A 26,432-nucleotide genomic window follows, 5' to 3' on the forward strand; every position below is an offset into this window, starting at 1 on the left:
ACCTCCAACGAAACGGTGTGGCTAAACCCTAAGCCGGCGACGTTGAGCGGTCGATCTGTCTACTTTTCGTGCGTAATGTTTTCGCACAGGTCGGCTCGCATTTCTCTAGCGTCCCTCCACAGGCGCTCATGCCGCTCGTCTACCCCAACCAAAATACTTGTACGAAGGCATTCGGTTTGTACAAGTATTTTGATAATGTCGTGCTGATGTCAGCCGGCCATCCTTTCCCTACGCCGCCGTCCGACTCCATGAATGAGGTCATGTGATGTTTTCCAAGAATTTGAAGCTTGAGCTGACAGCCAGGACGGCTGAAGTGGAGGGATTCAAAGGACTGATGGCTGCGCTGGAGCGCTCGATGGCGGTGATTGAATTTGATCTGGACGGCCGGGTCATTCGGGCCAATCAGAACTTTCTTAACGTAATGGGTTATCGCGCTGAACAAGTCGTGGGCAAGGCGCATCGCGAGTTCTGCACGCCTGCCCATGTCGGCAGCAAGCAATACAGTGATTTCTGGGCGGCGTTGCGGGCAGGTGAATTTGTTTCCGGCACCTTTCAACGTCTGGATAGCAAAGGCCAGAACGTGTGGCTGGAAGCCAGCTACAACCCCGTGCTGGATGCCAATGGCCGCGTGCTGAAGGTGGTGAAGTACGCCATGGACGTCACGGAGAAACTCATTCGCGAGCGCGATGCCCGCGCCAAACTGGTGGCGATTGACCGGGCCATGGCGATTGTGGAATTCGATCTGCACGGCAACATTCTCACGGCCAACGAAAACTTCGTGCACACCATGGGCTATGGCCTCGGCGAGATTGTCGGCAAGCCGCACAAAATGTTTTGCGAAGCGGTGCTGGTCAACAGCGCGGAATATGCCGACCTGTGGCGCGGGCTGAATCGCGGCGAAATTCGCGGTGGGCAGTTCAAACGATTGGCCAAACATGGCCGGGTGGTGTGGTTGGAAGCGACCTACAACCCGGTGTACGACGCCGAGGGCAAGCTGTGCAAAATCGTCAAGTTCGCCAGCGACATTACCGAGCGTGTCGAAAAGCAACAGAACGACGCCCGCAGCGCCTCGCGTGCTTATCACATCTCCACCGAGACAGAAAAAACCGCCGAACACGGCACGCAAGTGATTCAAGAAACCGCGCGGGAAATGCGTCAGATCGCCGAAAACATCGGCGCATCGGCCAAGCTCATCACCCAGCTGGGCGCACGTTCCGAGCAGATCACCGCCATCGTTAACACCATTCGCGGCATCGCCGACCAAACCAACCTGCTCGCGCTTAACGCCGCTATTGAAGCAGCACGGGCGGGCGATCAGGGCCGAGGTTTTGCCGTGGTGGCCGACGAAGTGCGGCAACTGGCCGGGCGCACCAGCGGCTCCACCGCCGAGATCGCCGAACTGATCGGGCAGATTCTCAAAGAAACCCGCGAAGCCGTGACCAGCATGAACCTGACCCAGGAAGTGGCAAACCACGGCGTCACCCTCGCCGACCAGGCCGGCGCCGTAATCGTACAAATCCGCGATGGCGCCAGTGGGGCAGTGGAAGCCGTGAGTATGTTTGCGGCTACGCAGGAAAATGCGGAACGGGTGGGGGCGTTTGCTTAGAGGAATGGGGCGCGGCTTAGAGCATCGCGGCTGAAGGCGCTCCCACAGAGAAAACGGCAATCTAGCTTCTAAAAAATTGCCGCCGCAACACATCTCCAGATCGAGCGAGCTAGGTGTGGCAAGGCAAAAAAGGCTTTTGAAGCGCAGTGGGCTGGTGCCCATGAGCATTCAAAAGCCTTTTTTAACGCAGCCAGACCGACGCGCAGCCGATCGCTTCAAAAACGCATAAAAAAGCCGGCTTGTGGCCGGCTTTTTGTGGGCTGTTTTGGCTTATTTTTGGTAAGCCGCAACCGCCTTCAAAATCTCGGCACGGGCCGCTTCCGCGTTGCCCCAGCCTTCAACCTTGACCCATTTGCCTTTCTCGAGATCTTTGTAGTTCTCGAAGAAGTGCTTGATTTGCTCAAGCAACAGCGGGGGCAGGTCGGTGTATTCCTTGATGTCGACATACAGCTGCGACAGCTTGTCGTGTGGTACGGCGATCAGTTTGGCGTCGCCGCCGGCTTCGTCGGTCATGTGCAGAACGCCGACTGGGCGCGCGCGAATCACTGCGCCTGGGGAAACTGGGTACGGGGTAACGACCAATACGTCGAGGGGGTCGCCGTCATCCGCCAGGGTGTTGGGGATGTAGCCGTAGTTGGCTGGGTAGAACATGGGGGTGGCCATGAAACGGTCGACGAACAGGCAGTCGCTGTCTTTGTCGATTTCGTATTTGATCGGCGCGTGGTTGGCCGGAATCTCGATGGCGACGTAGATGTCGTTCGGCAGGTCTTTGCCGGCCGGGATCTTGCTGTAGCTCATGGGTTCGCTTCCCTAGGTTGGCCAATCAAACTTGGCCGGTTACCGGCCAAAAAGTGGGCGCGATTATAGGCATATTCGCCCGCCGTTACCATGCTTGGCGACTCAGCCGTTGGTCTCGTTCTGCCCTGAAACGGCGTGCTGTTCGAGGCGGCGCAGTCGTTGAAGCGGGTCTTGTCGGTAGAACGCTTGCAGTTGCACGTACACATTTGGGTAGGCCTGCATCAGCAGATCCGGGGCGCTAAAGAAGTATTCGCTGGTGACGGCAAAGAACTCAGCCGGGTTTTCGGCCGCGTAAGGGTCGATGGCGGTTTCGGCGTCGGGGTTGTCATCCAGTTGGCGGTTCAGGTCGTCGTACGCGCTTTGCATGGCGCTCGACCATTCTTCCAGGCGCATCGAGCGGTGCAGCGGCGGCAGGCCATTGGCGTCGCCATTAAGCATGTCGAGCTTGTGCGCCAACTCGTGAATTACCAGGTTATAGCCGTCCCAGTTGCCGCTGCTGAGCACGCCCGGCCAGGCGAGAATCACCGGGCCTTGCAGCCAGGCTTCACCGCTGTGCTCGCCGTCCCACTCGTGCTCGATGCCGTTGGGGTCGCGATGGCGTTGCGGGCTGACGAAGTCGCCGGGGTACAGCACGATCTCATGGAAGCCCTGATACCAGTCGAGGTCCGGCAAGTGCAGCAACGGCAGCTGGGCGAGGGCGGCGAGGTGCAGGCGATCGTCACCGTGCAGCTCGACGCCGGGCAGGGCGGTCAGGCGTTTGGCGTGAATGAACAGCACGGCGCGACGCTTCAGTCGCTGCAATTCCTCGTCACTCAAGCCTTCGAGTATCGGCAACCGCCGCACCACCCGCGCCCAGCTTTGGGGCGGGACCGGGTGCTTTTCAAGAATCCGACGCTCACGCCAGCCGCGAAGAAACCACATGGCGCGGGCTGATCAGTTGGCCGAGTCGGGCGCAGTTTCCGGGCGCAGGCGATGGTGCAGCCAGCCAATCACCATGGGCAGCAAGCTCAAGCCGATCACCACGAGAATCATCAGTGACAGATTGTCTTTCACAAACGGCGCGTTGCCGAAGAAGTAGCCCAACGTCACCAAGCCGCCTACCCACGCCACGGTACCTAAGGCGCTGAAGCCGAGGAAACGCAGATACGGCATACGGCCGATGCCCGCAACGAAAGGCGCGAAGGTACGGACGATGGGCAGGAAGCGCGCCAGGGTTACGGTTTTGCCGCCGTGGCGGTCGTAGAAGTCGTGGGTGCGTTGCAGGTAGTCGCGGCGGAAGATTTTCGATTTGGGGTTGCTGAACAGCCGTTCCCCGACGTTTCGCCCGATCACATAGTTGGTGCTATCGCCGAGCACGGCGGCAAACATCAGCAGGCCGGCGAGTAGCACGGGGTCCATGCTGCCGGTGGCGCACATGGCGCCGGCAATAAACAGCAGCGAGTCGCCTGGCAGAAACGGCATCACCACCAGGCCGGTTTCGCAAAAAATAACCAGGAACAAAATGGCGTAAATCCACACGCCATAGTTGGCCACCAGCACGGCCAAGTAATTGTCCAGGTGCAGAATCAGATCAATCGGGTTGAATTCCATATGACGCCTATTGCGCTGAGGGAAAAGAGCACTGGCGTTCGATAGCCGGTAGGTCGGTCGGCATTATAAGAGCAAGGTCTGGGGGTCGCGCTGCAGATTGTTGCAACAGATGTCTGTCGAAACGACCGATGGCCAACCCGCCTAATTCACTGCCCTGCGTTGGTGCGCCCCACATTGCAGCGCCCACGCTTGACGCCGCGCTTGAGCCTAGCGCGGCCGTATGAACGGTTTAAGTCAGTCGCTGTTGATGGGCAGCACGTAGTTTTTGAATTGGCTGTCTTCGCGAAAACCGATGGACTCGTACACCTTCTGCGCCACCTCGTTGTTGCTGCTGGTGGACACGCGCATGCGCACGGCGTTGGTTTCCTTGGCCATTTTCTTCGCCGTTTGCAGCAGACGATCCGCCACCAACTGCCGGCGCGCGTCTTCGGCCACATAGATGTCGTTGAGAATCCACACACGTTTGAGCGACAGCGAGGAATAGCTCGGGTACAGCTGGCAAAAGCCCATCAGCTTGTCTTCGTCGTCCGCTAGGGCCAGGTAAATCACCGACTCTTTACGGCGCAGGCGCACTTCCAGAAATTTGCGCGAGGAGTCCGGGAACGGCAGCTCACCATAGAACTCGCGGTATTTGACGAACAGCGGCGTCAACAGATCCAGGTGTTCCAGAGTGGCTTGGACAATGCGCATGGTGGCCTCGACTGCAATGAATAAGGGCTGCGCTGGCGGCGCGGGGCACGGCCAGGGTTGCCGAGATGCTGCCTGTGGTGGCTAGAAAGCGCAATCCAAGCAAGCGTTTGAATCTGACGGTGGCGGTTATGACTTCGGTGCGTCGAGTAAGAAGTTGTGGCGCATGTCCTGAGGGCTTTCCGAATCCAGGCTATGCACTTCGGCTTCGTCCTTAAGGTGCACGCCAGACAATTGCCGCCGACACGCCTCACGCATCAAGTACAGCAGGCGATGAGCCGCCATGCCATAACTCAGGCCTTCGAGGCGCACATTGGAAATGCAATTGCGGTACGCGTCGGTTAAGCCGACCTTGGGCGCATAGGTGAAATACAGGCCCAGGCTGTCGGGCGAGCTCAACCCCGGCCGTTCGCCGATTAGGATCACCACCATCTTGGCGCCCAGCAGCTGCCCCACTTCGTCGGCCACCGCCACGCGTCCCTGTTCCACCAGCACCACCGGCGACAGGCTCCAGTTATCGGCCGCCGCCTGTTCTTCAAAACGCTGCAAAAACGGCAGGCTGTGGCGATGCACCGCCAAGGCGGAGAGGCCATCGGCGATCACGATTGCCAGGTCAACGCCGCCGGGGTTGGCCTGGGCATAGTCGCGCAAGGCTTGCGCCGATTCCTCGTTGAGCTTGCGGCCCAGGTCTGGCCGTTGCAGGTAACTGTGGCGGTCGGCGGCGGCGCTGTACAGCAGCAGCGTGTCGCGCCCACGTTCGGCCAGTTGCGCGCTGAGGACGGCGTGGTCGAACGGCAGGTGCACGGCATCGCGCGCCTGGGCGTGGGCGAATTGGAAATCGAGTTGCGCACGGGTTGGCAGGCTGGTGCCGGCGCGGCCCAAGGCGATGCGCGCAGGCGTAAGGCGGCGTAGCTCCTGCCAGGGGTTTTCGATGCTGCCGGTGACGGTGGGGTCGTTTTCCATCATTCGTCCTTACTTGACCTGTAGGAGAGGCTTCAGCCTCGATGCTCTTAAAGCACAAACATCAAGGCTGAAGCCTCTCCCACAGGTGGGGCGGAAATTAACTCAACTGCGCCAACGCTTGGCGAAACGCGGGCGGCAGCTGTTCGCCGAAGCGCACGCGGCCATCGGCCTGGGTGAAGATGCCCATGCGTTGCAGCCAGGCCTCGAACTCCGGCGCCGGGCGCAGGCCCAGGGTTTGCCGGGCATAGAGCGCGTCGTGAAACGAGGTGGTCTGGTAATTGAGCATGATGTCGTCCGAGCCCGGAATGCCCATGATGAAGTTGATGCCCGCCACGCCGAGCAAGGTCAGCAGCGTGTCCATGTCGTCCTGATCGGCTTCGGCGTGGTTGGTGTAACAAATGTCGCAACCCATCGGCACGCCCAGCAACTTGCCGCAGAAGTGATCTTCCAGCCCGGCGCGAATGATCTGCTTGCCGTTGTACAGGTACTCCGGGCCGATAAAGCCGACCACGGTGTTGACCAGAAACGGCTTGAAATGCCGCGCCACCGCGTAGGCGCGGGCTTCGCAGGTTTGTTGGTCAACGCCGTGGTGCGCGTTGGCCGACAGCGCGCTGCCCTGGCCGGTTTCGAAATACATCAGGTTATTGCCCAGCGTGCCGCGCTTGAGGCTCAGCCCCGCTTCGTAACCTTCTTGCAGCACGTTCAGGCTGATGCCGAAACTGGCGTTGGCCGCTTCGGTGCCGGCAATGGACTGGAACACCAGGTCCAGCGGTACGCCGCGTTCGATGGCGGCAATCGAGGTGGTGACGTGGGTGAGCACGCAGGCCTGGGTGGGAATTTCGTAGCGCTGAATAATGGCGTCGAGCATTTCCAACATGGCGCAGATCGAAGCGATGCTGTCGGTGGCCGGGTTGATGCCGATCATGGCGTCGCCGTTGCCGTAGAGCAGGCCGTCGAGAATGCTCGCGGCAATGCCGGCGGGCTCGTCAGTGGGGTGGTTCGGCTGCAAGCGGGTGGACAAACGCCCCTGCAAACCCAGCGTGCCGCGAAATTGCGTGACCACGCGGATCTTCTGCGCCACCAGCACCAAATCCTGCACACGCATGATTTTCGACACCGCCGCCGCCATCTCTGGCGTCAGCCCCGGCGCCAGGGCGCGCAGGCTGTTCTCGTTGGCGTGGTCGCTCAGCAACCAGTCGCGGAAGCCGCCCACGGTCAGGTGGCTGACCGGGGCGAAGGCGAGGGCGTCGTGGGTGTCGATGATCAGGCGGGTGACTTCGTCCTGTTCATAGGGAATCAGCGCTTCATCGAGAAAGTGTTTGAGCGGGATATCCGCCAGGGCCATTTGCGCGGCGACGCGCTCGCCGTCGTTGCTGGCGGCGACCTCCGCCAGGTAATCACCCGAGCGCGCCGGGCTGGCCTTGGCCATCACTTCCTTGAGGCTGTCGAACCGATAGGTTTCGTTGCCCACTGCGTGGGAAAAACTGGCCATAGGCACTCCTTCTTGTGGCTGCAAAAGCCCATTTGCCATGTTCTTTATTCTGAAACCTTAGTCGGTCAGAGCATCGCAGATGGAGTCTTGATTCACTTTTCGTGCTTCGAAGAGCGCTGCAAAGAATCGGCCCGCAATGCGGGCCCAGGTCAGACAATGGATAACGACCGCGATCAGGCGCCGTTGAGCATGGCGTTCTGCTGGCGCGTTGGCGCGCTGGGTAGCGGTCAACAGGAAGTACACAAAGCCCACCGCCATGAAGCCCAGGAAGATCAAGCCAATGGTGGGGTTGAAGTAGGCCATCGCCACCAGACACACCAATGCCAGCGCCAGGGCAATGCCTGGGATGATCGGATAGCCCGGCGCGCGGAAGGTGCGCTCCAGGTTCGGCTCGGATTTACGCAGCTTGAACAGGCTGAGCATGCTGATGATGTACATCACGATGGCGCCGAACACCGACATGGTGATCATCGCGGCAGTCAGGCTCATGCCCTGGAGGTTAATCAGGCCGTCGCTGTAGATGGCGGCGATGCCCACCAGGCCGCCGACGATGATGGCGCGGTGCGGTGTCTGGAAGCGCGACAGTTTCGCCAAGCCTTTCGGCAAGTAGCCAGCGCGGGCCAGGGCGAAGAACTGACGGGAGTATCCGAGAATAATGCCGTGGAAGCTCGCCACCAGGCCGAACAGACCGATCCACACCAGCATGTGCATCCAGCCCGAGTTTTCCCCGACCACGGCTTTCATCGCTTGAGGCAGCGGGTCGTTGATGCCGGACAGCTTGGTCCAGTCGCCTACGCCACCGGCCATGATCATCACGCCCACGGCCAGGAACACCAGGGTCAGAATGCCGCTGATATAGGCTTTAGGGATGGTGCGTTTCGGGTCTTTCGCTTCCTCAGCCGCCATGGCCGCGCCTTCGATGGCCAGGAAGAACCAGATGGCAAACGGAATGGCCGCGAAGATGCCGGAAATCGACGCCGCGCTGAACTCGTTCTGGCCAGACCAGCCGTTGAGCACGAAGTTACTGAAGCTGAAGCCCGGCGCCACAACGCCCATAAACACCAGCAGTTCAGCCACGGCGAGCACGGTGACCACCAGCTCGAAGGTGGCGGCGATGCGCACGCCGAGAATGTTCAAGGTCATAAACACAAAGTACGCGCCGACGGCCGCGTGCTTGGGGTCCAGCGCCGGGAACTGCACGTTCAGGTAAGCACCGATGGCCATGGCGATAGCTGGTGGCGCGAACACGAACTCGATCAGCGTGGCCAGGCCGGCAATCAAGCCCGCCTTCTCGCCGAAGGCACGACGGCTGTACGCGAACGGGCCGCCGGCGTGGGGAATGGCGGTGGTCAGTTCGGTGAAGCTGAAGATAAAACAGGTGTACATCGCCGCCACCATCAACGCGGTGACGAGAAAGCCCAACGTGCCAGCGGTGCCCCAGCCATAGCTCCAGCCAAAGTACTCGCCAGAAATCACCAGGCCTACGGCAATGCCCCATAAATGCAGGGTGCCAAGCGTGGGTTTTAGTTGTGTTGTTGTAGTCATGTATGGACCCGCCCTGAGTGGTGAACCGTTCAGAAAGACAGGTGCCATCACGCAACGGCCATGCCAGGCGCAACAAAATGTTGCGGCGCGGTGGGAAAAGGTCGCGTTTGGAAAGGGTGTGGGTCGTTTTTGGTTTTTGCGTGGAAGTGACTGGTGGGTCGGTGGTTTAGGCAGGGGTGGTGGGGCGCGGAAATGGTGCAGCAAAAGCACCCTCACCCCAACCCTCTCCCGCGAGCGGGAGAGGGAGCAGATCGGTGTTTACAGGCAAAACGCGAACTGGCTCCCCTCGCCCGCTTGCGGGAGAGGGGCTGGGGTGAGGGGCCGTTCAGCCTCTTAGAAAAACCCCAGCGGATTAATGTCGTAGCTCACCAGCAAATTCTTGGTCTGCTGGTAGTGGTCCAACATCATCTTGTGCGTCTCGCGCCCCACGCCGGATTTCTTGTAGCCGCCAAATGCCGCATGCGCCGGATACAGGTGGTAGCAGTTGGTCCACACGCGCCCAGCCTTGATGGCGCGGCCCACGCGGTACGCGCGGTTGATGTCGCGCGTCCACAAGCCCGCACCCAGGCCGAACTCAGTGTCGTTGGCAATCGCCAGCGCTTCGGCTTCATCTTTGAAGGTGGTAACACTCACCACCGGGCCAAAGATTTCTTCCTGGAACACGCGCATTTTGTTGTTGCCCTTGAGCAGGGTCGGCTGGATGTAATAGCCCGACGACAAGTCGCCCGACAGTTGCTCCACCTTGCCGCCGGTCAGCAGCTCTGCCCCTTCGCTTTTGGCGATTTCCAGGTACGAAAGAATCTTGTCGAATTGCTGCTCCGAGGCCTGGGCGCCGACCATGGTGTCGGTGTCCAGCGGGTCGCCACGTTTGATCTGGCTGATCTTCTTCATCACTTCCTGCATGAACGCCGGATAGATCGACTCCTGCACCAGTGCGCGCGACGGGCAGGTGCACACTTCGCCCTGGTTGAAGAACGCCAGCACCAAGCCTTCAGCGGCCTTTTCGATAAAGCTCGGCTCGGCCTGCATGATGTCTTCGAAGAAGATATTCGGGCTCTTGCCGCCCAGCTCCACGGTGCTCGGAATAATGTTTTCCGCCGCGCATTTCATGATGTGCGAACCCACGGGCGTCGAGCCGGTAAAGGCGATTTTGGCGATGCGTTTGCTGGTGGCCAGCGCCTCGCCCGCTTCCTTGCCGAAGCCTTGCACCACGTTGAGCACGCCCGGTGGCAGCAAGTCGCCAACCAGTTCCAGCAGCACGCAAATGCCCAGCGGGGTTTGCTCGGCGGGCTTGAGCACCACGCAGTTGCCTGCGGCGAGTGCCGGGGCGAGTTTCCAGGCGGCCATCAGCAGGGGGAAGTTCCACGGAATGATCTGCCCGACCACGCCCAGCGGTTCGTGAATGTGGTACGCCACAGTGTGTTCGGTGATTTCTGCCGCCGAACCTTCCTGCGCGCGCAGGCAGCCGGCGAAGTAGCGGAAATGGTCGGCAGCCAATGGAATGTCAGCGTTCAGGGTTTCGCGCACAGCTTTGCCGTTGTCCCAGGTTTCGGTGACGGCCAGCACTTCGAGGTTGGCTTCGATGCGGTCGGCGATTTTCAGCAACACCAGCGCGCGGTCTTGCGCCGAGGTTTTGCCCCAGGCGTCTGCGGCGGCGTGGGCGGCGTCGAGGGCTTTGTCGATGTCTTCGGCAGTGGAGCGGGGGAATTCGGCGATAGGCTTGCCGTTAACCGGCGAGGTGTTGGTGAAGTACTGGCCTTTTACCGGGGCCACGAACTCACCGTTGATGTAGTTGCCGTAGCGGCTCTTGAAGGAAACGATGGCGCCGCTGGTGCCCGGATGTGCGTATTGCATGGTGAAGTTCTCCTGGCTTTTTTGTGCTTTTAGGAAGCGCGTTCGATTGCGCTGGGTTAAGCGTAGAGCAAGCCCTGAGCCAGGCCTCATTGAAAACGCCCGAATGGCGGCTGACAGCGGATTGGCGGCCGCTCTGCGCCGGGGCTTTGGCGCGATTGGTTAATGAGCGGGCGGATATGCAACAGCGGCGGTGACAGTTTGTCCCATTCTTGGTACAGCCGCCGCGCGGCGGGCAGGCTATGCTCAGCGCGGCCTTGGCGCTCGAAACGGCAAACCGCTCGATAACCAGCCAAGCGCACACTGCGGAGAACAATAACAATGCAGAGTCAATTCAACCGTCACACCCAACAGGTGATGACGCTGGCCCAAGGCAAAGCCCAATTCGACGGGCCGGCCGCCGACCCGTCCATCGCCCGCTCGTGGCTGCGCTGTCTGCAGGACCATCACCTCGATCCCGGCCAAACCATGGCGCCCACCGTGCTGGAACATGCGCGCGTGCTGGAACGTCGCGAGCGGTTGCAGCAGGTGCTGGAGATTGCCAGCGGCGAGATGACCAGCCTCTATCAGCAACTGGCCGGCGCCGGTCATGCCGTGCTGCTCACCGATGCGCGCGGCGTCATTCTTAACAGCGTGACCGGCAACTCTGAGCGCAAAAGCTTCGAGCGCGCCGGCCTGTGGCTGGGCGCCGACTGGAGCGAAGCCTGCGAGGGCACCAACGGCATCGGCACCTGCCTGATCGAACGCCAGGCGCTGACTATTCACCAGGACGAACACTTTCGCGGGCAGCACACCGGGCTCACCTGCTCGGCCAGTCCGGTGTTCGACTGCCAGGGCGATTTGCTCGCCGTGCTGGACGTGTCGTCGGCGCGCGCAGACGTTTCGCGCCAGAGCCAGTTTCACACCATGGCGTTGGTCAACCTGTCGGCCAAGATGATCGAGAGCTGCTATTTCCTGCGGCGCTTTGAGGGCCAGTATTTGCTGCGCTTTCATGTGCAGGCTGAATACGTGGGGTTGTTCAGCGAAGGCCTGCTGGCGTTCGATGGTGACGGGCGGATCAGCGCGGTGAACCAGAGCGCCATGAACCTGCTCGGCGACACGCGCGTCAACCTGATCGGCAAACCGCTGGAAGGCTTTTTTGATTGCCGGCTGGACGAGTTGCTAGGCCGCGCCAACCTTGCCAGCAGTTGGCCGCTGCGCACCCACAATGGCCGCGCCTTGTTCGCCCAACTACGCGGGGTGGCGCGCAGCCAACCGAGCGCCCTCAGCCCGTCGATCAGCCGCTTGGCCAGCAAGCAATTGCCGGCCGACATTCCTGCCAGCTTGTGCGTCGCCGATGTGGCCTTGCAGCGCGAGTTTCGTCGCGCCTTGCGCGTTTACGAGCGCGACGTGCCGCTGCTAATCAACGGCGAAACCGGCACCGGCAAAGAAGCGTTCGCCAAAGCCATTCACCAGGCCAGTTCGCGTGTTGGCAAGGCGTTTGTCGCGCTCAACTGCGCGGCGATTCCGGAGAGCCTGATCGAGAGCGAGCTGTTTGGGTATCGCGGCGGCAGTTTTACCGGCGCGCGCAAGGAAGGCATGAGCGGCAAGCTGCAACAGGCTGACGGCGGAACCCTGTTTCTCGACGAAATCGGCGACATGCCGCTGGCCATGCAAACCCGCCTGTTGCGGGTACTGGAAGAGCGCGAAGTAGTGCCCATCGGCGGCACGGCGCAGGCGGTGAACGTTCGCGTAATAAGCGCCACGCACCGCGAGCTGGGCGAGCACGTGGCCAATGGCAGTTTTCGCGAAGACTTGTACTACCGCCTCAACGGCCTGGTGCTGACGTTGCCGCCGTTGCGCGAGCGCAGCGACCGCGAGCAATTGCTGGCGCATTTACTCGCCGAAGAAAGCCAAGGCGCTGCGCTGCGTTTGGACGCCGACGCCCGCCAGGCGCTGCTCGATTACGCCTGGCCCGGCAACGTTCGGCAGCTGCGCAATGTGCTGCGCACGCTGGTGGCCTTGTGTGAGGGCGAGCGCATCAGCCTCAGTGAGTTACCGGCTGAGCTGCGCCAGCGGCAACGACCGGCGACCCTGCAGACCGAGGCGCCGCTGAACGCCGCCGAGCGCAGCACCTTGCTGGCGACGCTCAATCAGCAGCACTGGCACATGAGCCGCACGGCCGAGCAATTGGGCATCAGCCGTAACACGCTGTACCGCAAGTTGCACAAGCACGGCATCGAGCGGCCTTAAGCCGTAGCCGCCACTTCCAGGCGGTCGCGGCCATTGGCTTTGGCTTGGTAGAGCGCGCGGTCGACGCGCTGGAAGAAATGCTCGGCGTCGTGGTCGCGTTTCGCATCGAAGCGGCCGACGCCAACGCTGGTGGTCAGCGGCAGGTGCTCACCCTGTAGGTCTATGCCATTGCTGGCCAGGTCTTGGCGGAACTGCTCGGCCAATGCTTGCGCCTGTTCCAGCGAGGTGTTGGGCATCAGCACGCCAAACTCTTCACCGCCCAAACGCAACAGCGCGTCGCTGTCACGGCGAAACACCTGGCGCATACGCTGGGCGAATTCACTGAGGCAGGCATCGCCGCCGGAATGGCCGCGCTGGTCGTTCACTTTCTTGAAAAAGTCGATATCCAGCAGCACCAGCGCCAGCGGTTCGCCGGTGCGCTTGGCGGTGGCCACCATGTTCTGGAACAGGCTGTTGAATTGGTAGCGGTTGCCCAGCTGCGTCAGCGTATCGGTGCGGCTCAGTTGGTCGAGCGTGGCCTGTTGCTGCAGCAGGCGCAGCTCCAAATTCAGCGTGCCGAGGTACTCGCGGTGGCTGCGGTTCAGCGCTAGCAGCAGGTAGCTGAGGTAGAACACGAGGGTGACAAGCTGCGTGTGGCCGTCGCGCCAGTCCAGCGCCATTACGGCCAGGCCGGGCACATACAGCAGCAGAATGGCGATGAACGCGCGCTTCTTGCGCATGGCGAAATTGAAGGTCATCGCCGTGCTGAAGGCCACGGTGCTGAGGGTGGCGATCATGGCCGAATCGGCGAAAGCGTCGCTATACAGCGCCCAGGCATGGGCTTGGCCCCAGCACAACGCGGTCAGCAGCACCAAGCCCCAGTGGCGGTCGAGCCAGCGTTGCAGCTGTTCCTGACTGTGAGCGTGCGGCGGCGTATGCAGTAAACGTGCGGTCATCAGCCCGGCGAACAGCAGGCTGCCGGCGATACCGGTGATCAGCAGAGAACCTGGCGCGGCGCTGAACAGCCACGTCAGGAGCCAGGCCAGTAGGTAATAGATGCCGCCAAGGCGCGTGCGCACGCAAGTGTCTCGAACTTCACGCCAAAGGGCGAAGGCCTGGGGTGAACGCGGTAATTCAGCGTCGGTCATTTTTTGTGATCACAGGAATCTGCATTCACGGAGCATAGTGCTTCGCCGGTGAAAAAAATATCAAAACGCTATCACTTAGCCAGCTTTGCGCTGTGCGCGTAGCGACCATTCGTCAAACACCTTGCACTTCCTGCGTAGCGCAGCGGCCCAACGTGAGTACATCAGACAATGAGCCTGCGGCTCAGGGAGTGACAGATGAACCGATTCAATCGCAAGCCGGCCTTGTTGGGCGCGGCATTTGTACTGGCCTTGAGCGCGAGCGCCTCAAGCTTTGCCTTGGATGGTGGCGCGCCCGGTCGTGCGGTCCAAGGCGCGAACCCTGGTGGGGCTGCGAGCCAAGGCGGAACTGGCGCCGGTAACACAGGCAACGGCGTGAACAGCGGCGGCGCCACCACTAACGGCTCGAACACCAATGGCTTCAACAGCAACGGCTACAACAACAACACCAACAGCAGCGGCACCATCAACAACGGCGCCGACACCAATACCAATGGCACCAACGGCAACATGAATGGCGGCCAGATGAACAACCAGGGTTCGGGCAGCATTGGCACCGGCACTGGCAGCGGGACCAACACAGGCGGCACGCTGGAAGACCAGCGCCGCGCCAGTGGTGAAGCGATGGAGCGTGAGCGTACTGGCGAACAGTAACGGCCAGCGCAAGACCCTGTAGGAGCGGCTGGGCGGCATTCCGATTAGCCGCGATGCTTTTAAGATCGATCAAGAGCATCGCGGCTGAAGCCGCTCCCACAGTGTGGTTGCTAGCTCGGAGACTGCGGCGCATGAGCTCGGTCCTGTAGGAGCGGCTTTAGCCGCGATGCTTTTAGATCAAGAACAACGCGGCTGAAGTCAGTGCGGCGGATACTGGCTTAGGATTTTCGCCACGGTGTCGCGAATCGCCGCCTCACGCTCAACCGGTGTGGTTTGGTTGTTGCGCACGATCTGCTCGGCGCTGCCGCGCCACACCAATTTGCCATCTTTGGCATCGAATAAATCAACCTGCACGGTGCCGACTTTGTAGTCGACGTTGCGGGTTTCGGTATATCCCGGGCCGCCCCAGTAACCATTCCAATAACCGCCCCAGGCGCCGCCATAGCTGGTGCTGACCTGGTCGGTACGGTTTTCGACAATCAACCACGCTTGCACGGTCACGTCGCCTTTGCCGCCGGCCGGGGCCAAGCGCACACCGCGCTGATCGAGCTGCTCGCTGACGGCCGCACGAATGCGCTGTTCAGTGAGGTCGCTTTTAATCCGTGGATCATCCGGGCTGTACTGCAAGGCCGGCTCTTTCCAGGTGAAGGTGCGGTACGCGGCGAAGTCGCGGTTCTTGTCGAAATCCTGATTGAGCTGGGCGTTCTGGCAAGCGGCCAACAGCAGAAGCAGGGGAATGACCAGCAGTCGTTTCATGGCAAATCTCCCTTCAAAGCGCGGGTGCTGCGCTGAAGTGTAGTGATGACTCAGCGAGGCGGATACGCGCTGAGGGCTTTGTTCACGGCTGAGCGCAACGCGTCTACGCGCTCGCTCTGGCTGCCACGGTGGGCGGTTTCGGCGCTGCCATTCCAGATGCTTTGGTGGTTGCGCGCATCGATCAGCTCGATGCGCACCACCTGCACCTCTTCTTCGTAAGTGCGCATGACCGGAACGCTGCCATACACACCGCCGTAATTGTTGCCATAGGGCCCGCGCCCGTAATACGAGCCGTAGTCGTCGCGCTCCTGGCGCAGACGCCGCTCGACACGTACGTCTGCGCGCACTTGCACATCGGCCGCGGCGCCCTGGCGAGCCGGACGCAGGCCGCGTTGGTCCAGGCTATTGCTGAGAATGTCGGCCATTTGCTCCGGCGTGGCGCCAGCCGTACCGCCGGGCAAGCGCCCGTTCTCCCATGCCCACGTTTGGTAGCGCCCGTAATCACGAGGTGCCGCTGGATAAGCACTCAGGTCGAGGGTTTGCGCCGCTGCAGGCGCCGGGGGCAGGGGGTTGGACGTGGCGGTGTAGGGGTTTTGGCTTTGGCAAGCCGCCAGGCCCAGGCAGCAGGTCAGCAGAAGCAAACGGCAGTTCATCATGCGCTCCTCATTTTTTACGGCAGCGCCGCCTCGTTACAGCGGGCGGCAAATCCAATGCAGGTAGCGGCCGAGGCCCATGAAACTTGGATGGCGACGGTGAGCCAGTTCCATTTCCAGCAGGTCGAGCAACTGCGCTTTGTGCTGAAAGTCGCTGGGCATGTAGTCGTGAAAACCCCGCACGCCGCTCTGGCTTTCGACTCGCCAAGCCGTGGCGAGTTGCGTCGCCAGTTCGCGTGGGTCCAGCGGCATCTGCGGCGTGAGGCTTTGTTTCTCGCCGGCGAATTCTTCTTTGCGCAATTTGCGGAAATGGCCTTTGAGCAAGTTGCGGTAGATCAACGCGTCTTTGTTGTAGAAGGCCAGCGACAGCCAGCCGCCCGGCGCCGTGAGCTGGTGCAGCACCGGCAGAATGGCATGGGGCTCGGCGAGCCACTCCAACACGGCGTGGCACACCACGAGGTCGTAGCGGTCGGTGAGTTGACCGAGCAAGTCTTGCCATGGCGCCTGGATGAATTCGGCCGGTACACCCGCTGCGGCGAAGCGTTCGCGGGCGCCTTGCAGCATCGGTTCTGCCGGTTCGGTCACGGTTACGTGGTGGCCCCGTTCAGCCAGCCACAACGACATATGGCCAAGCCCGGCGCCGATATCCAGAACACGCAACGGGCGGTCGGGCAGCGCTTCGGCCAGGTCAGCCTGGAGCACGGCCAGGCGAATGGCCCCTTTCGCGCCGCCATAAATTTTCTCGGCGAAGCGGGTGGCCAGTTCGTCGAAATGGCGATCACTCATTTGGCGAACCGCCGTTCGTTGTCGGCAAGCTTGGCGCGCACCACCTCGTTCATATCGAGGCCGAGTTCGCTGCACATCAGCAGCAGATACAGCACGACGTCGCCGATTTCCTGGCCGGCATGAGCGAGTTTTTCAGCCGGAAGCTGGCGCGACTCGTCCTCGCTTAACCATTGAAAAATTTCCACCAGTTCCGCCATTTCCACACTGGCGGCCATGGCCAGGTTTTTCGGGCTGTGGAAACCGCGCCAGTCGTTGGCGTCACGAATGGCGTGCAGGCGGGTGGTGAGTTCGTCGAGGTTCATGCGGCGCTCCGGGCAGAAGGGCCGCATTGTTTCATGGGGCTAGATCAGTCGCCAGCTACCGCTCATGTGCGGCACGTCGTGGTTGCCCACCAGCTTGAACTGGCCGCTGCTGGCCGGGTTGCTCGCTTGCAGGGTGACGGCGCTGGGCAGCAGCACTGGTTTTGAAAGCGCACATCCACCACATAGCCGGAGGCCGGCAAACGCTCGCCGAGCGCGGCCAGGGCGCGCCCCTTGTTCCATAAGCCATGTGCGATGGCGCGCGGGAAGCCGAACAGCTTGGCGCTCAGGGCTGACAGGTGAATCGGGTTGTAATCGCCCGCCACGGCGGCGTAGCGGCGGCCGATGTCGGCGGGCGCTTGCCAGTGGGCAATGTCTTCCAACGGCAAGGTAATTTCTTCGCTGCGTTCAGCCGGCTGCCCCGACAGTTTTACCCCACGGCAGAGGATGCGGCTGTCGCCTTCCCACAGCAGGCCGAGCTGGTCTTCCAGGCGAGTGACCAGGCTGAACACGGCGCCTTTTTCGTGTGGCTGCAGATTTTCTACATGCACGCTGGCAATAAACGGCCCCATGCCGCCCAAAGGCCGCACGCCACGGATGCGGTTTTCCAGATGCACCAGGCCGAGCAAGGGAAACGGAAAGCTGCTGTCGGTCAGCAGCTGCATTTGCAAGGGAAACGCCAGGATGTGTGGATAAACGGGCGGCAAATGGCCGTCGTCGTTGAGGCCGCAGAGCTGGCGATACCGCCCAAGTTTCTTCGCCTCCACGTTTACGGCGCAGCGCAAACCCAGGTCCGGCAAGGTCTGCCCACGCACGCCCCGACGCACGGCGGCACGCGCGAACAAGCCCGGCAGGGCTGGGGTGGCGGGTAGGTCGAGCCACGTGGTGGTCATAAGCATCCTCCTGATTTTCACAAAAACCGCGAATGCCAGCAGCTTAGACTGCCAACGCCGTGCCACATTGGCCGCTCGGCCCGAGCAGCCGGCAGGCCAGCCAATCGGCAAATGTGCGGCCTTGAGCCTGCGGGGCAAAACTGCCTAAGATGGCCGCGCCTCACGAACCTATAAGAATCCTAAAATGACGCGTGATCTGACCGACGATGTGGCGCTGATGCGCCCGGTGATCGACGCCCTGCGGGCCAGCGGAACCGATCCTGATCGGGTGCTGGCGCGGGTCGGGTTGCCGCCTGGTGGTTTGCCTGCCGGGCGCTTTCCCCATTCGGCGCAGGCGTTGTTCTGGAAAGCCGCCAGCGAAGAATGTGGCGAAGACGATGTCGGCCTGTACCTGGCCCAGCACCTGCCTGCCTTCCACGGTCTGTTGCTGGAATACCTGTTTCTCTCCAGCGAAACCTTCGGCGACGGCCTGCGCCACGCCTTGCGCTACGTGCGCTTACTCTCGGACACCCTTAACGCACGCCTGGACGTTGACGGCGACCTCGCGACGCTGGAGCTGGGCATGCCGGCCGGCGTGCCCCGGCACTTCCCCGAAATGCTCGCCGGCGCGGTGATCCGCCTGTTTGCCGCGCTTACCGAAGGCCAGTTCAAGCCGCGCCTGGTGCAACTTATCCACAGCGAAGGCGCCGCGCCCAGCCGTTACCTCGAGGTGTACGGTTGCCCGGCGCAATTGGGCGCCGACCGCTACGCGCTGCAATTTGATGCCGACTTGCTGAACCACGCATCCCGCCACGCTGCGCCCGAACTGCTGCGTATGCACGAGTCGCTGGCGCGCCGGCAGTTGGCCGAAGTGGAGCGGCTGGATTTGGTGCGCCAGGTGCGCGAGTTGATCGGCGAGTTGCTGGTCGACAGCGGCGCCACGCTTGAGCAAGTGGCCGGCCGCCTGAATATGCCGCCGCGCCGCCTGCGCGAACGCCTGGCCATGGCCGGCGTGCGCTTTAACGACCTGGTGACCGACTACCGCTGCCGGCTGGCAAAAGAGCTGCTGCTCAAGACTGACGAGCGCATCGAAGTGATCGTCGAACGCACCGGTTTTTCCGAACCCAGCACCTTCTACCGCGCCTTCAAACGCTGGGTTGGCGAAACCCCCGTTGAGTTCAGAAAGCGCGGCAAGTCCTGATCCTGCCAGGTCACGCGCCGAGCAAACTCTGCCCGCACACGCGCAGCACCTGCCCACTTACGCCGCCGCTGGTGGGCTGGGCAAACCAGGCCACGGCCTCGGCGACATCCTGCGGCAAGCCGCCTTGGCCCATCGAGTTCATACGCCGCCCGGCTTCGCGAATGGTCAGCGGAATGGCCGCGGTCATCTGCGTTTCGATAAAGCCCGGCGCCACGGCGTTGATGCTGATGCCGCGCTTGGCCAGAGCCGGCGCCCAGGCCGCCGCCAAACCGATTAGCCCAGCCTTGCTCACTGCATAGTTGCTCTGGCCCATGTTGCCGGCGATGCCGCTGATGGAGGCGAGCAGCACGACGCGGCCGTTGTCGTTGAGCTTGCCGCCATCAAGCAGGGCTTTGGTGAGAATTTCCGGGGCGCGCAGGTTAACGTCGATGACCGAATCCCAGAACGCGTCGCTCATTTTTGCGAGGGTTTTATCGCGGGTAATGCCGGCGTTGTGCACGACGATATCGACACCATCGGGCAAGGCCGCGAGCAAGTGTTCGGCGGCGTCCGGCGCGCAGATATCCAGCGCCACGCTGCGCCCACCGAGGCGGGCAGCGAGGGCGTCGAGCGCTTCTTTCATGGCTGGCACATCCAGCAACAGCACGCTGGCGCCGTCGCGGGCCAAGGTTTCTGCGATGGAGGCGCCAATGCCACGGCTGGCGCCGGTCACCAAAGCCGTTTTGCCGCCGAGCGGGCGGCTCCAGTCGTTCACCTGAGCGCTGTTGGCATTCAGGCGCACCACTTGCCCGGAGACGTAAGCGCTTTTAGGCGACAGGAAAAACCGCAGCGCGCCTTCCAACTGGTTTTCGGCGCCCTTGCTCACATACAGCAATTGCACGCTGCCGCCCCGGCGAACTTCCTTGCCGAGCGAGCGGGTGAAACCTTCGAGTGAACGCTGGGCGCTGGCGGCGAACGGGTCCTTTAGCGACTCCGGCGCACGCCCCAGCACGACCACGCGCGGACACATATCAAGCCCTTTGAGCGCCGGCTGGAAAAACGCACGCAGCTGTTTCAACTCATCGGCCGAGGTGATGGCGCTGGCGTCGAACACCAGCGCTTTGAGCTTGGGGCCGTGTTCGGCGGTCCAGCGGCTCAGGCCGAACAGGCCGTCTTCGCTGGCAAAAGCCTGATCGGTGAGACGGTTGAGAAAGGTGCTGGTGGCTTCGGCCAACACGCCGCCACTGATCAGCAGCGCCCCGTCGACCGGCCGCATGCGCCCGGCCGTCCAGCGCTCCAGCCGCACCGGCGACGGCAGGCCGAGGGCACCGACCAGGCGGCGACCGGTGGGGGAATTGGCGAAGTTCAGGTAACGATCAGACATGGCAGAAAGCTCCAGCAGGAGAATCAAATGTAGGCTCACTCTACGCAGACCGACAGCGCGCGCAATTGACCGCGCCGCTTGCGGCACTGGCAAGGCGGCCAATGCGACAACGTCCGGGCAAGCTAGTCTTGGCGTAGCTTGTGACCAGGTTTTTCTCAAGGAGTCTCACATGACCCAGCTGCGCCGGGTCGCCATTGTCGGCGGCAACCGTATTCCCTTCGCCCGTTCCAACACCGTGTACGCCACCACCAGTAACCAGGAAATGCTCACCGCTGCCCTGGAAGGTTTGATCGAGCGTTACAAACTGCACGGCGAGATCATCGGTGAGGTGGTGGCTGGCGCGGTGCTCAAGCATTCGCGCGACTTCAACCTGACCCGCGAGTGCGTGCTGGGCTCGCGCCTGGCGCCGCAAACGCCGGCTTATGACATTCAGCAAGCCTGCGGCACCGGCCTGGAAGCAGCGATTCTGGTGGCCAACAAAATTGCCTTGGGGCAGATCGATAGCGCGATTGCCGGCGGCGTGGACACCACCTCCGATGCGCCGATCGGCGTCAACGAAGGCCTGCGCAAAATTCTGCTGCAAGCCAACCGCGCCAAGAGCACGGGCGAGAAAGTCAAAGCGCTGCTGCAGATTCGCCCGCATCACCTGGCGCCGCATATTCCGCGCAATGGTGAGCCGCGCACGGGCCTGTCGATGGGCGAACATTGCGAACTGATGGCGCAAACCTGGTCGATCCCGCGCGACGAACAAGACCAGCTCGCCGTCGCCAGTCACCAGAAGCTGGCCGCCGCGTACGCCGAAGGCTGGCAAGACGATTTGCTTACGCCGTACCTGGGCCTGACCCGCGACCAGAACCTGCGCGCCGACATCAATCTGGAAAAACTCTCGACCCTGAAACCGGTATTCGAGAAAGGCCCGCGCGGCACCCTAACCGCCGCCAACTCGACACCACTCACCGACGGCGCCTCGGTGGTGCTGCTGGCCAGCGAGGAGTGGGCCAAGGCGCGCGGGTTGCCGATTCTTGCGTACTTCCGTGACGGCGAAGCGGCGGCGGTGGATTTCGTCGACGGCAAAGAAGGGCTGCTGATGGCGCCGGTGTACGCCGTGCCACGTCTGCTCAAACGCAACGGCCTGACCTTGCAGGACTTCGATTACTACGAAATTCACGAAGCCTTTGCCGCGCAGGTGCTGTGCACGCTCAAAGCCTGGGAAGACGCCGAGTACTGCAAAACCCGCCTCGGCCTGGACGCGCCGTTGGGCTCGATTGATCGCAGCAAAATGAACGTGAAGGGCAGCTCGTTGGCGGCCGGCCATCCGTTCGCGGCCACTGGCGGGCGCATCGTCGCTAACTTGGCGAAGCTGCTTTCGGTGGCTGAAAGCGGGCGCGGCTTGATTTCGATTTGTGCCGCTGGCGGGCAGGGTGTGACTGCAATCATCGAGAAGTGATCTAACCCCTGCTCGCGCAATTCAGCGCGCGGGCAGGATGTAGCAACTCCGTGATTCTCTTCCCCGTAAGAGCAGCGGCATCGCCTTGGCGGTGCCGCTTTTTTTTGCCTGTTCCGGCCAAGGAAAAGGGGCGGCCCATCGACAGGGCGGCCCGCTAAAAATGGCTGGCGTTCGGTCTACTAAGCGGCCTTGTTGCTGATGCTGACCTCAAGTTCCAAGTCGGCGCCTGCCAACATGTTTACTAAGGCATCCAACGAAAATTTATCGATTTTTCCTTTCAGCAGATCGTTCAGTCTTGGCTGCGTTACGTTCAGCCGAGCAGCCGCTTCCGTTTGAGGCAACTGCCAACCTTTCACAACGCTAGAGATAGCTCTCATCAGTTGGGAGCGAAGCCTCAGGTTCTCGGCTTCTTCTGGGGTATCAACCAACGCATCCCAGACGCTGGTGGCGTGTTCGTTTGCCATGTCTTTTCCTCGCAGGACTATTTTTCGTTTGGCTTCTAATAATGGATAAGTCTTTGCCAGCCAACCCGCTGCTTACTCGTTGGAGTCGAAAAGGAGCGAGTGAGGGCCTTCGGCTACCTCAGCGATTTGTATCTGGCCTTGGCTAGTTCAATATCGCGCCTTTCCGTTTTCTGGGAAGTTTTCCGGAAGGCATGCAATACGTAGATCGCTTCCGGCCGGTTGACCACATAAAAGACGCGAAACGCACCTTCCTCACATGATATCCGGATCTCTTGCGCGCCCGGCCCCACAGACTTCATCGGTTTCCAGTCGTCTGGCTCTATGCCCTCCTGCAAACCCTGCAACTGGTAGCCAGCTCGCTTTATTGCCGTTTGGGGAAAATCCCGAAGATCTTCCAAGCTACTGCCGATCCACTCGATTCTCTTCAGTGCGTTGCCGCTCATCACTGTTCCCTAGTCGCCTGAGGCTTCCGACAAAAAATCGCGGTAGCTAACAGCGGCCAGGCTGCTCAAACTATATCTCTTTTGATATAAGAGCAACTCCGAACCTGGCGCTGTAAGCAGCAGCAAACAAAAAGGCGCCTGTCGAGGCGCCTTTTTTCGTATTGCGGTGATCAGAACTTGTAGCCAAGACCCACCATGTAAACCCATGGGTCGACGTTGACATCAACCTTCACTTTGTCGCCGGCCAGGTGGGTGGTGCCGGTGGTGTCGATGTCGATGTAGCGCACTTGGGCGTTGAGCATGATTTTGTCGGTCAGCATGTAGTCCATACCGACTTGGCCTGCCAGGCCCCACGAATCTTTCATGTCCAGACCACTGAAGCCTTTGCTTTCGGCTTCGCTGCTGAGTTTGTCGTCGAAAAACCAGGTGTAGTTGATGCCGGCGCCAACGTAAGGCTGGAACGCAGACTTGCTCTCCATCGGGTAGTACACAAGGCTCAAGGTGGGCGGCAGATGTTTCAGGCTGCCGAGTTTGCCGTTCAGGCCTGCGAAGGCGCCGGGCATGCCTTTCACGCCGACGTCGTGGCTGAACGGGGTAGCTGCGAGCAATTCGATGCCGAGTTGCGGGGTAACCATGTAGGCGAAGTTCAGGCCCAGCTGCGTGTTGCTATCGAGGGTGGCCTTGCTGCCGTCGACCTTGCCAAGCACCGAATGATCGATACGGCCGCTGTTTTCGTGCGGGTCAACGGTAATGGCGCCAGCGCGCAGAATGATGTCGCCGGCCTCGTAGGCATGAGCTACCGGGGAGATCAGCGCGACCGCCAGCAAAGAGGCGGCGAACAGGGCCTTGGACATGGGGAGTACTCCTTCGTGACTAACGTTTGAATGGCGTCAGTATCGAAGGATGCGTAGCTGGCTATCTTGATTTGGGACAATGAATTGATGCACGCCTTGTCGGGTGCGTTTTGAGACGAGGCCTACTCAGCTATCGGGTGTTTCATACGGATAGATTTTGCTCGCGTCCATCTGGTAACCCGCGTCGGCCAGCTCGCTGGTGCTGTTCTTCACTTGCAAGGGGCCTTCGACCCAAAACGGCTGATACAGCGCGTCCATCAGCACGCCCAGCTCGCTGGTCACGTGCACGATCTGGTTGGAAGGCGGTGGCGGCACATGGATGCAGGCGCCGAAATAGGGCACCAGCAGAAACTCGGTCACGCGGCCTTCTTCGCTGACTTCCAGGGGCACGATATAGCCCGGCAATTTCACCTGCTGGCCATCCAGCGCTGGCACCACCGGCGCGGCGGGCGATTGCTGTTTGGCCGCCGGTGCCTGCTCGGCGGCCAGTGCATCGGCGAGCTGAGACAAATCGTGCATGGGCGCGGCCGGCTGGGTGGCAACCGGGGCGTCGGGCGGCACCATTTCCGACCAAGTGAGTTCGCGCACATCGGCGGCCCAGGCGCTGAGCGTGAGCAGCGGCGCCAGCAGCAGGGCGGTGAAGAACGGGCGCAACATGGTCGGAATCCTTAAACGGTTACAAGGGTTGAGCTACACGCGGATGGACAGGCCATCAGCCAGCGATTGTCGGTACGCACGCCAGGCTGGAATCGCGCCCATCAGCAGCGCGGCGCCGAGAATGCCACCCAGCAGCGTCCATTCATAAGCACTCGGCAGGGCCAGTGGCAGAAAGATGCCGTAGTTGGCCTGCACGTAGCCTTGCGCAGCGCCGATGCCAACGTACAGCAACAGCGTGCCGAGCACGACGCCGGAGCATGCCAGAGCGAAGGCTTCGAGCACCAGCAAACTGGCGATATGCCAAGGCCGCGCACCGACTGAACGGAGAATCGCCATTTCCCGACGGCGCTCGTTCAGGCTGGTAAGAATGGCTGTGAGCATGCCGATCAGGCCGGTAATCACCACGAACAGCGACACCACAAATAACGCTTTTTCAGCCGTGCCCATCAAGCTCCACAACTCTTGCAGCGCCACGCCCGGCAGGATCGCCAGCAGCGGCTCGCCGCGAAATTCATTGATTTCGCGCTGCATGCTGAACGTGGCGATTTTGTTGTTCAGGCCGAGCATAAAGGCGGTGATCGCTTGCGGTGTGAGGTCCATGTTGCGCGCCTGGTCGGCGCTGATGCGCCCGGCACCACGCGCCGGCACGCCGTTTTTCCAGTCGATGTGCAGCGCTTCCATACCGCCGAGGCTGATGTGCAAGGTACGGTCTACCGGCGTGCCGGTGCGCTGCAAAATGCCGACGACGGTGAACGGTTTGTCGTCGTGTTTGACCAGGCTGATGCTGGCCACGCCATGGGCCAGCACGATTTTTTCGCCCAGTTTGTACTTCAGCGCCTCGGCTACTTCGGCGCCGAGCACCACTTCGAACGGGTCGGTGTCGAACGCACGGCCGCTGGCCAACTGCAGCGCCTGGCCGCGGCCATAGTGGTAATGCTCGAAGTACGCGCCGGTGGTGCCCATCACGCGGTAGCCGCGGTGCGAGTCGCCGAGCGACATGGGAATGGCCCACTTCACCTGTTTGCTGTTGGCGAAGTGTTCGAAGCTGTCCCAGCGAATGTTGTTGGTGGCGTTGCCGATGCGAAACACCGAATACAGCAGCAAGTTGATTGAGCCAGAACGCGCGCCCACGACCAGATCGGTGCCGCTGATGGTGCTGGCGAAACTGGCGCGCGCTTCGGTGCGCACGCGCTCAACGGCTAGCAGCAAGCACACCGACAGGGCGATGGCGAATACGGTGAGCAGGGCGGTAAAGCGGCGGTTGGCCAGGCTGGCCATGGCGAGGCGGAACAAATACATCTCAAACCTCCGCAGCGGGCGAGGCCGCGCGATTGAGTTCAGCCAGGGACAAGTGGCGGTCAAACAACGGCGCCAGGCTTTGGTCGTGGCTGACAAATAACAGGCTGGAACCGGCCGCGCGGCATTCGGCAAACAGCAGCTGCAAGAACGCCTCGCGGGCATCGGCATCCAGTGCGGAGGTGGGTTCGTCGGCAATTACCAGTTCCGGTTGGCCGATCAAGGCGCGCGCTGCCGCCACCCGTTGTTGCTGCCCGATGGACAGCGAATCGGCGCGCCGCTCAAGCAGTTCATCCTTCAACCCCAAATGCGCCAAGAGCGCGCCGGCGGCCTGGTGCACGCTGCCGTGGCGCTGCTTGGCGCGCTTAGTGCGCAGTTTGGAAAAGTGGCACGGCAATTCAACGTTTTCGCGTACCGACAGAAACGGCAGCAGGTTGAATTGCTGAAAGATGTAGCCGGTGTGGTCGACGCGGAAATGATCGCGGGCGCCGGCCGACAGCTCGGTCAGCTCCTGCCCCAATAACGTGATGCTGCCGCGACTGGGTTTCTGCACACCGCCGAGCAAACCCAGCAGCGTGGTTTTGCCGCTGCCGCTCGGGCCTTTGAGAAACAAAGTTTCACCGGGGGCGAGGTGAAAGGCCGGAATATCGAGTAATTCTGCTTGGCCAGGCCAGGCGAAACCGAGGTCACGAAGGAGCAGAAGAGGCGCTGTCATGGGCGGGCATCTTTAAGGGACGTGGGGCGAAATCGAAGCCGCCCGCCCTCATGTGCATGGGGGCGGGCGGCGACCGCTGGCTGT

Annotated in this window: 23 protein-coding genes and 4 pseudogenes; 6 read left to right on the forward strand and 21 right to left on the reverse strand. The window is 61.5% G+C overall.

The window, feature by feature from the left end:
- Positions 1-334: 334 nt before the first annotated feature.
- Positions 335-1,039 (forward strand): annotated as a pseudogene (locus ACZZZP_RS01680) (PAS domain-containing protein); the annotation flags it as partial.
- A gap of 105 nt (positions 1,040-1,144) precedes the next feature.
- A pseudogene (locus ACZZZP_RS01685) lies at positions 1,145-1,606 on the forward strand (methyl-accepting chemotaxis protein); the annotation flags it as partial.
- A gap of 270 nt (positions 1,607-1,876) precedes the next feature.
- Here the strand turns inward: ACZZZP_RS01685 and ppa are convergent.
- The 8 genes and pseudogenes from ppa to exaC all read right to left on the reverse strand — a co-directional run bounded on the left by ppa (position 1,877) and on the right by exaC (position 10,535).
- Positions 1,877-2,404, reverse strand: a complete 528-nt coding sequence (gene ppa / locus ACZZZP_RS01690) for an inorganic diphosphatase (protein ID WP_122453923.1) — start codon at positions 2,402-2,404, stop codon at positions 1,877-1,879.
- A gap of 102 nt (positions 2,405-2,506) precedes the next feature.
- On the reverse strand, positions 2,507-3,325 hold the full coding sequence (locus ACZZZP_RS01695) for a M90 family metallopeptidase (protein ID WP_463381595.1): 819 nt from the start codon (positions 3,323-3,325) through the stop codon (positions 2,507-2,509).
- 12 nt (positions 3,326-3,337) lie between these two features.
- Entirely contained in the window at positions 3,338-3,994 is a 657-nt protein-coding gene (locus ACZZZP_RS01700; RefSeq protein WP_463381596.1) for a DedA family protein, read from the reverse strand.
- Positions 3,995-4,228: 234 nt separating this feature from the next.
- Positions 4,229-4,684, reverse strand: a complete 456-nt coding sequence (locus ACZZZP_RS01705) for a GNAT family N-acetyltransferase (protein ID WP_122453926.1) — start codon at positions 4,682-4,684, stop codon at positions 4,229-4,231.
- A 126-nt stretch (positions 4,685-4,810) separates the two neighbouring features.
- Positions 4,811-5,644 carry an ethanolamine ammonia-lyase subunit EutC gene (gene eutC / locus ACZZZP_RS01710; RefSeq protein WP_463381597.1) on the reverse strand — a complete coding sequence of 278 codons (834 nt, stop codon included), beginning with the start codon at positions 5,642-5,644 and terminating at the stop codon, positions 4,811-4,813.
- Positions 5,645-5,741: 97 nt separating this feature from the next.
- Positions 5,742-7,136 carry an ethanolamine ammonia-lyase subunit EutB gene (locus ACZZZP_RS01715; protein ID WP_463381598.1) on the reverse strand — a complete coding sequence of 465 codons (1,395 nt, stop codon included), beginning with the start codon at positions 7,134-7,136 and terminating at the stop codon, positions 5,742-5,744.
- Between the two features lie 173 nt (positions 7,137-7,309).
- Positions 7,310-8,681, reverse strand: a pseudogene (gene eat, locus ACZZZP_RS01720) (ethanolamine permease).
- Between the two features lie 333 nt (positions 8,682-9,014).
- Positions 9,015-10,535 (reverse strand): acetaldehyde dehydrogenase ExaC, encoded by a 1,521-nt coding sequence (gene exaC, locus ACZZZP_RS01725; protein WP_122493466.1) that lies wholly within the window; start codon positions 10,533-10,535, stop codon positions 9,015-9,017.
- Positions 10,536-10,853: 318 nt separating this feature from the next.
- Between exaC and ACZZZP_RS01730 the strand changes: the two genes are divergently transcribed.
- Positions 10,854-12,764 carry a sigma-54-dependent Fis family transcriptional regulator gene (locus ACZZZP_RS01730; protein WP_463381599.1) on the forward strand — a complete coding sequence of 637 codons (1,911 nt, stop codon included), beginning with the start codon at positions 10,854-10,856 and terminating at the stop codon, positions 12,762-12,764.
- Here ACZZZP_RS01730 and ACZZZP_RS01735 read toward each other — a convergent pair.
- Positions 12,761-13,822: a GGDEF domain-containing protein gene (locus tag ACZZZP_RS01735; RefSeq protein WP_463381600.1), complete on the reverse strand. Its 1,062-nt coding sequence runs from the start codon at positions 13,820-13,822 to the stop codon at positions 12,761-12,763. The genes ACZZZP_RS01730 and ACZZZP_RS01735 overlap by 4 nt on opposite strands.
- Before the next feature lie 264 nt (positions 13,823-14,086).
- On the opposite strand from ACZZZP_RS01735, the gene ACZZZP_RS01740 reads away from it, so the two are divergent.
- The gene (locus ACZZZP_RS01740) at positions 14,087-14,542 is read left to right on the forward strand and encodes a hypothetical protein (protein ID WP_463381601.1); all 456 of its coding nucleotides are present in this window, start codon (positions 14,087-14,089) and stop codon (positions 14,540-14,542) included.
- A 198-nt stretch (positions 14,543-14,740) separates the two neighbouring features.
- On the opposite strand, the gene ACZZZP_RS01745 is transcribed toward ACZZZP_RS01740, so the two are convergent.
- From ACZZZP_RS01745 to ACZZZP_RS01765, 5 genes and pseudogenes are all read right to left on the reverse strand, one after another.
- On the reverse strand, positions 14,741-15,298 hold the full coding sequence (locus tag ACZZZP_RS01745; RefSeq protein ID WP_122493462.1) for a DUF4136 domain-containing protein: 558 nt from the start codon (positions 15,296-15,298) through the stop codon (positions 14,741-14,743).
- Between the two features lie 50 nt (positions 15,299-15,348).
- Entirely contained in the window at positions 15,349-15,951 is a 603-nt protein-coding gene (locus tag ACZZZP_RS01750) for a DUF4136 domain-containing protein (RefSeq protein ID WP_463381602.1), read from the reverse strand.
- 36 nt (positions 15,952-15,987) lie between these two features.
- Positions 15,988-16,737 carry a methyltransferase domain-containing protein gene (locus tag ACZZZP_RS01755; RefSeq protein WP_463536210.1) on the reverse strand — a complete coding sequence of 250 codons (750 nt, stop codon included), beginning with the start codon at positions 16,735-16,737 and terminating at the stop codon, positions 15,988-15,990.
- Complete coding sequence (locus ACZZZP_RS01760; RefSeq protein WP_122493460.1) at positions 16,734-17,039, reverse strand: nucleotide pyrophosphohydrolase; 306 nt, start codon at positions 17,037-17,039, stop codon at positions 16,734-16,736. Before ACZZZP_RS01760 ends, ACZZZP_RS01755 begins: the two co-directional genes overlap by 4 nt.
- A 39-nt stretch (positions 17,040-17,078) precedes the next feature.
- Positions 17,079-17,929: pseudogene (locus ACZZZP_RS01765) on the reverse strand (MaoC family dehydratase).
- Between the two features lie 184 nt (positions 17,930-18,113).
- Between ACZZZP_RS01765 and ACZZZP_RS01770 the strand changes: the two are divergent.
- Positions 18,114-19,109: an AraC family transcriptional regulator gene (locus tag ACZZZP_RS01770; protein ID WP_463381605.1), complete on the forward strand. Its 996-nt coding sequence runs from the start codon at positions 18,114-18,116 to the stop codon at positions 19,107-19,109.
- Between the two features lie 10 nt (positions 19,110-19,119).
- On the opposite strand, the gene ACZZZP_RS01775 is transcribed toward ACZZZP_RS01770, so the two are convergent.
- Entirely contained in the window at positions 19,120-20,472 is a 1,353-nt protein-coding gene (locus ACZZZP_RS01775; protein ID WP_463381606.1) for a 3-oxoacyl-ACP reductase, read from the reverse strand.
- 169 nt (positions 20,473-20,641) lie between these two features.
- On the opposite strand from ACZZZP_RS01775, the gene ACZZZP_RS01780 reads away from it, so the two are divergent.
- On the forward strand, positions 20,642-21,919 hold the full coding sequence (locus tag ACZZZP_RS01780; protein ID WP_463381607.1) for an acetyl-CoA C-acetyltransferase: 1,278 nt from the start codon (positions 20,642-20,644) through the stop codon (positions 21,917-21,919).
- A gap of 179 nt (positions 21,920-22,098) precedes the next feature.
- Here the strand turns inward: ACZZZP_RS01780 and ACZZZP_RS01785 are convergent, their stop codons facing one another.
- The 6 genes from ACZZZP_RS01785 to ACZZZP_RS01810 form a co-directional block, all read right to left on the reverse strand.
- Entirely contained in the window at positions 22,099-22,383 is a 285-nt protein-coding gene (locus ACZZZP_RS01785; RefSeq protein WP_463381608.1) for a helix-turn-helix domain-containing protein, read from the reverse strand.
- Between the two features lie 113 nt (positions 22,384-22,496).
- Complete coding sequence (locus ACZZZP_RS01790; RefSeq protein ID WP_463381609.1) at positions 22,497-22,826, reverse strand: type II toxin-antitoxin system RelE/ParE family toxin; 330 nt, start codon at positions 22,824-22,826, stop codon at positions 22,497-22,499.
- 170 nt (positions 22,827-22,996) lie between these two features.
- The gene (locus tag ACZZZP_RS01795; protein WP_463381610.1) at positions 22,997-23,680 is read right to left on the reverse strand and encodes an OmpW/AlkL family protein; all 684 of its coding nucleotides are present in this window, start codon (positions 23,678-23,680) and stop codon (positions 22,997-22,999) included.
- Positions 23,681-23,806: 126 nt separating this feature from the next.
- Positions 23,807-24,337, reverse strand: a complete 531-nt coding sequence (locus tag ACZZZP_RS01800) for a DUF3299 domain-containing protein (protein WP_463381611.1) — start codon at positions 24,335-24,337, stop codon at positions 23,807-23,809.
- A gap of 33 nt (positions 24,338-24,370) precedes the next feature.
- Entirely contained in the window at positions 24,371-25,636 is a 1,266-nt protein-coding gene (locus tag ACZZZP_RS01805; RefSeq protein WP_463381612.1) for an ABC transporter permease, read from the reverse strand.
- 1 nt (position 25,637) lies between these two features.
- Positions 25,638-26,348, reverse strand: coding sequence for an ABC transporter ATP-binding protein (locus ACZZZP_RS01810; RefSeq protein ID WP_463381613.1), 711 nt, complete (start codon positions 26,346-26,348; stop codon positions 25,638-25,640).
- Positions 26,349-26,432 lie beyond the last annotated feature (84 nt).

The sequence above is a fragment of the Pseudomonas sp. AC211 genome, assembly GCF_979258055.1.

Excerpts from the sequence above, each read along its gene's own strand:
- ACZZZP_RS01755 (WP_463536210.1), bottom strand. The coding sequence starts at position 16,737 with ATGAGTGATCGCCATTTCGACGAACTGGCCACCCGCTTCGCCGAGAAA.
- ACZZZP_RS01770 (WP_463381605.1), top strand. The coding sequence starts at position 18,114 with ATGACGCGTGATCTGACCGACGATGTGGCGCTGATGCGCCCGGTGATC.
- ACZZZP_RS01750 (WP_463381602.1), bottom strand. The coding sequence starts at position 15,951 with ATGAACTGCCGTTTGCTTCTGCTGACCTGCTGCCTGGGCCTGGCGGCT.
- exaC (WP_122493466.1), bottom strand. The coding sequence starts at position 10,535 with ATGCAATACGCACATCCGGGCACCAGCGGCGCCATCGTTTCCTTCAAG.
- ACZZZP_RS01715 (WP_463381598.1), bottom strand. The coding sequence starts at position 7,136 with ATGGCCAGTTTTTCCCACGCAGTGGGCAACGAAACCTATCGGTTCGAC.
- ACZZZP_RS01730 (WP_463381599.1), top strand. The coding sequence starts at position 10,854 with ATGCAGAGTCAATTCAACCGTCACACCCAACAGGTGATGACGCTGGCC.
- ACZZZP_RS01795 (WP_463381610.1), bottom strand. The coding sequence starts at position 23,680 with ATGTCCAAGGCCCTGTTCGCCGCCTCTTTGCTGGCGGTCGCGCTGATC.
- ppa (WP_122453923.1), bottom strand. The coding sequence starts at position 2,404 with ATGAGCTACAGCAAGATCCCGGCCGGCAAAGACCTGCCGAACGACATC.
- ACZZZP_RS01745 (WP_122493462.1), bottom strand. The coding sequence starts at position 15,298 with ATGAAACGACTGCTGGTCATTCCCCTGCTTCTGCTGTTGGCCGCTTGC.
- ACZZZP_RS01700 (WP_463381596.1), bottom strand. The coding sequence starts at position 3,994 with ATGGAATTCAACCCGATTGATCTGATTCTGCACCTGGACAATTACTTG.
- ACZZZP_RS01800 (WP_463381611.1), bottom strand. The coding sequence starts at position 24,337 with ATGTTGCGCCCGTTCTTCACCGCCCTGCTGCTGGCGCCGCTGCTCACG.
- ACZZZP_RS01785 (WP_463381608.1), bottom strand. The coding sequence starts at position 22,383 with ATGGCAAACGAACACGCCACCAGCGTCTGGGATGCGTTGGTTGATACC.
- ACZZZP_RS01775 (WP_463381606.1), bottom strand. The coding sequence starts at position 20,472 with ATGTCTGATCGTTACCTGAACTTCGCCAATTCCCCCACCGGTCGCCGC.
- ACZZZP_RS01705 (WP_122453926.1), bottom strand. The coding sequence starts at position 4,684 with ATGCGCATTGTCCAAGCCACTCTGGAACACCTGGATCTGTTGACGCCG.
- ACZZZP_RS01780 (WP_463381607.1), top strand. The coding sequence starts at position 20,642 with ATGACCCAGCTGCGCCGGGTCGCCATTGTCGGCGGCAACCGTATTCCC.
- eutC (WP_463381597.1), bottom strand. The coding sequence starts at position 5,644 with ATGGAAAACGACCCCACCGTCACCGGCAGCATCGAAAACCCCTGGCAG.
- ACZZZP_RS01790 (WP_463381609.1), bottom strand. The coding sequence starts at position 22,826 with ATGAGCGGCAACGCACTGAAGAGAATCGAGTGGATCGGCAGTAGCTTG.
- ACZZZP_RS01810 (WP_463381613.1), bottom strand. The coding sequence starts at position 26,348 with ATGACAGCGCCTCTTCTGCTCCTTCGTGACCTCGGTTTCGCCTGGCCT.
- ACZZZP_RS01805 (WP_463381612.1), bottom strand. The coding sequence starts at position 25,636 with ATGTATTTGTTCCGCCTCGCCATGGCCAGCCTGGCCAACCGCCGCTTT.
- ACZZZP_RS01740 (WP_463381601.1), top strand. The coding sequence starts at position 14,087 with ATGAACCGATTCAATCGCAAGCCGGCCTTGTTGGGCGCGGCATTTGTA.
- ACZZZP_RS01695 (WP_463381595.1), bottom strand. The coding sequence starts at position 3,325 with ATGTGGTTTCTTCGCGGCTGGCGTGAGCGTCGGATTCTTGAAAAGCAC.
- ACZZZP_RS01760 (WP_122493460.1), bottom strand. The coding sequence starts at position 17,039 with ATGAACCTCGACGAACTCACCACCCGCCTGCACGCCATTCGTGACGCC.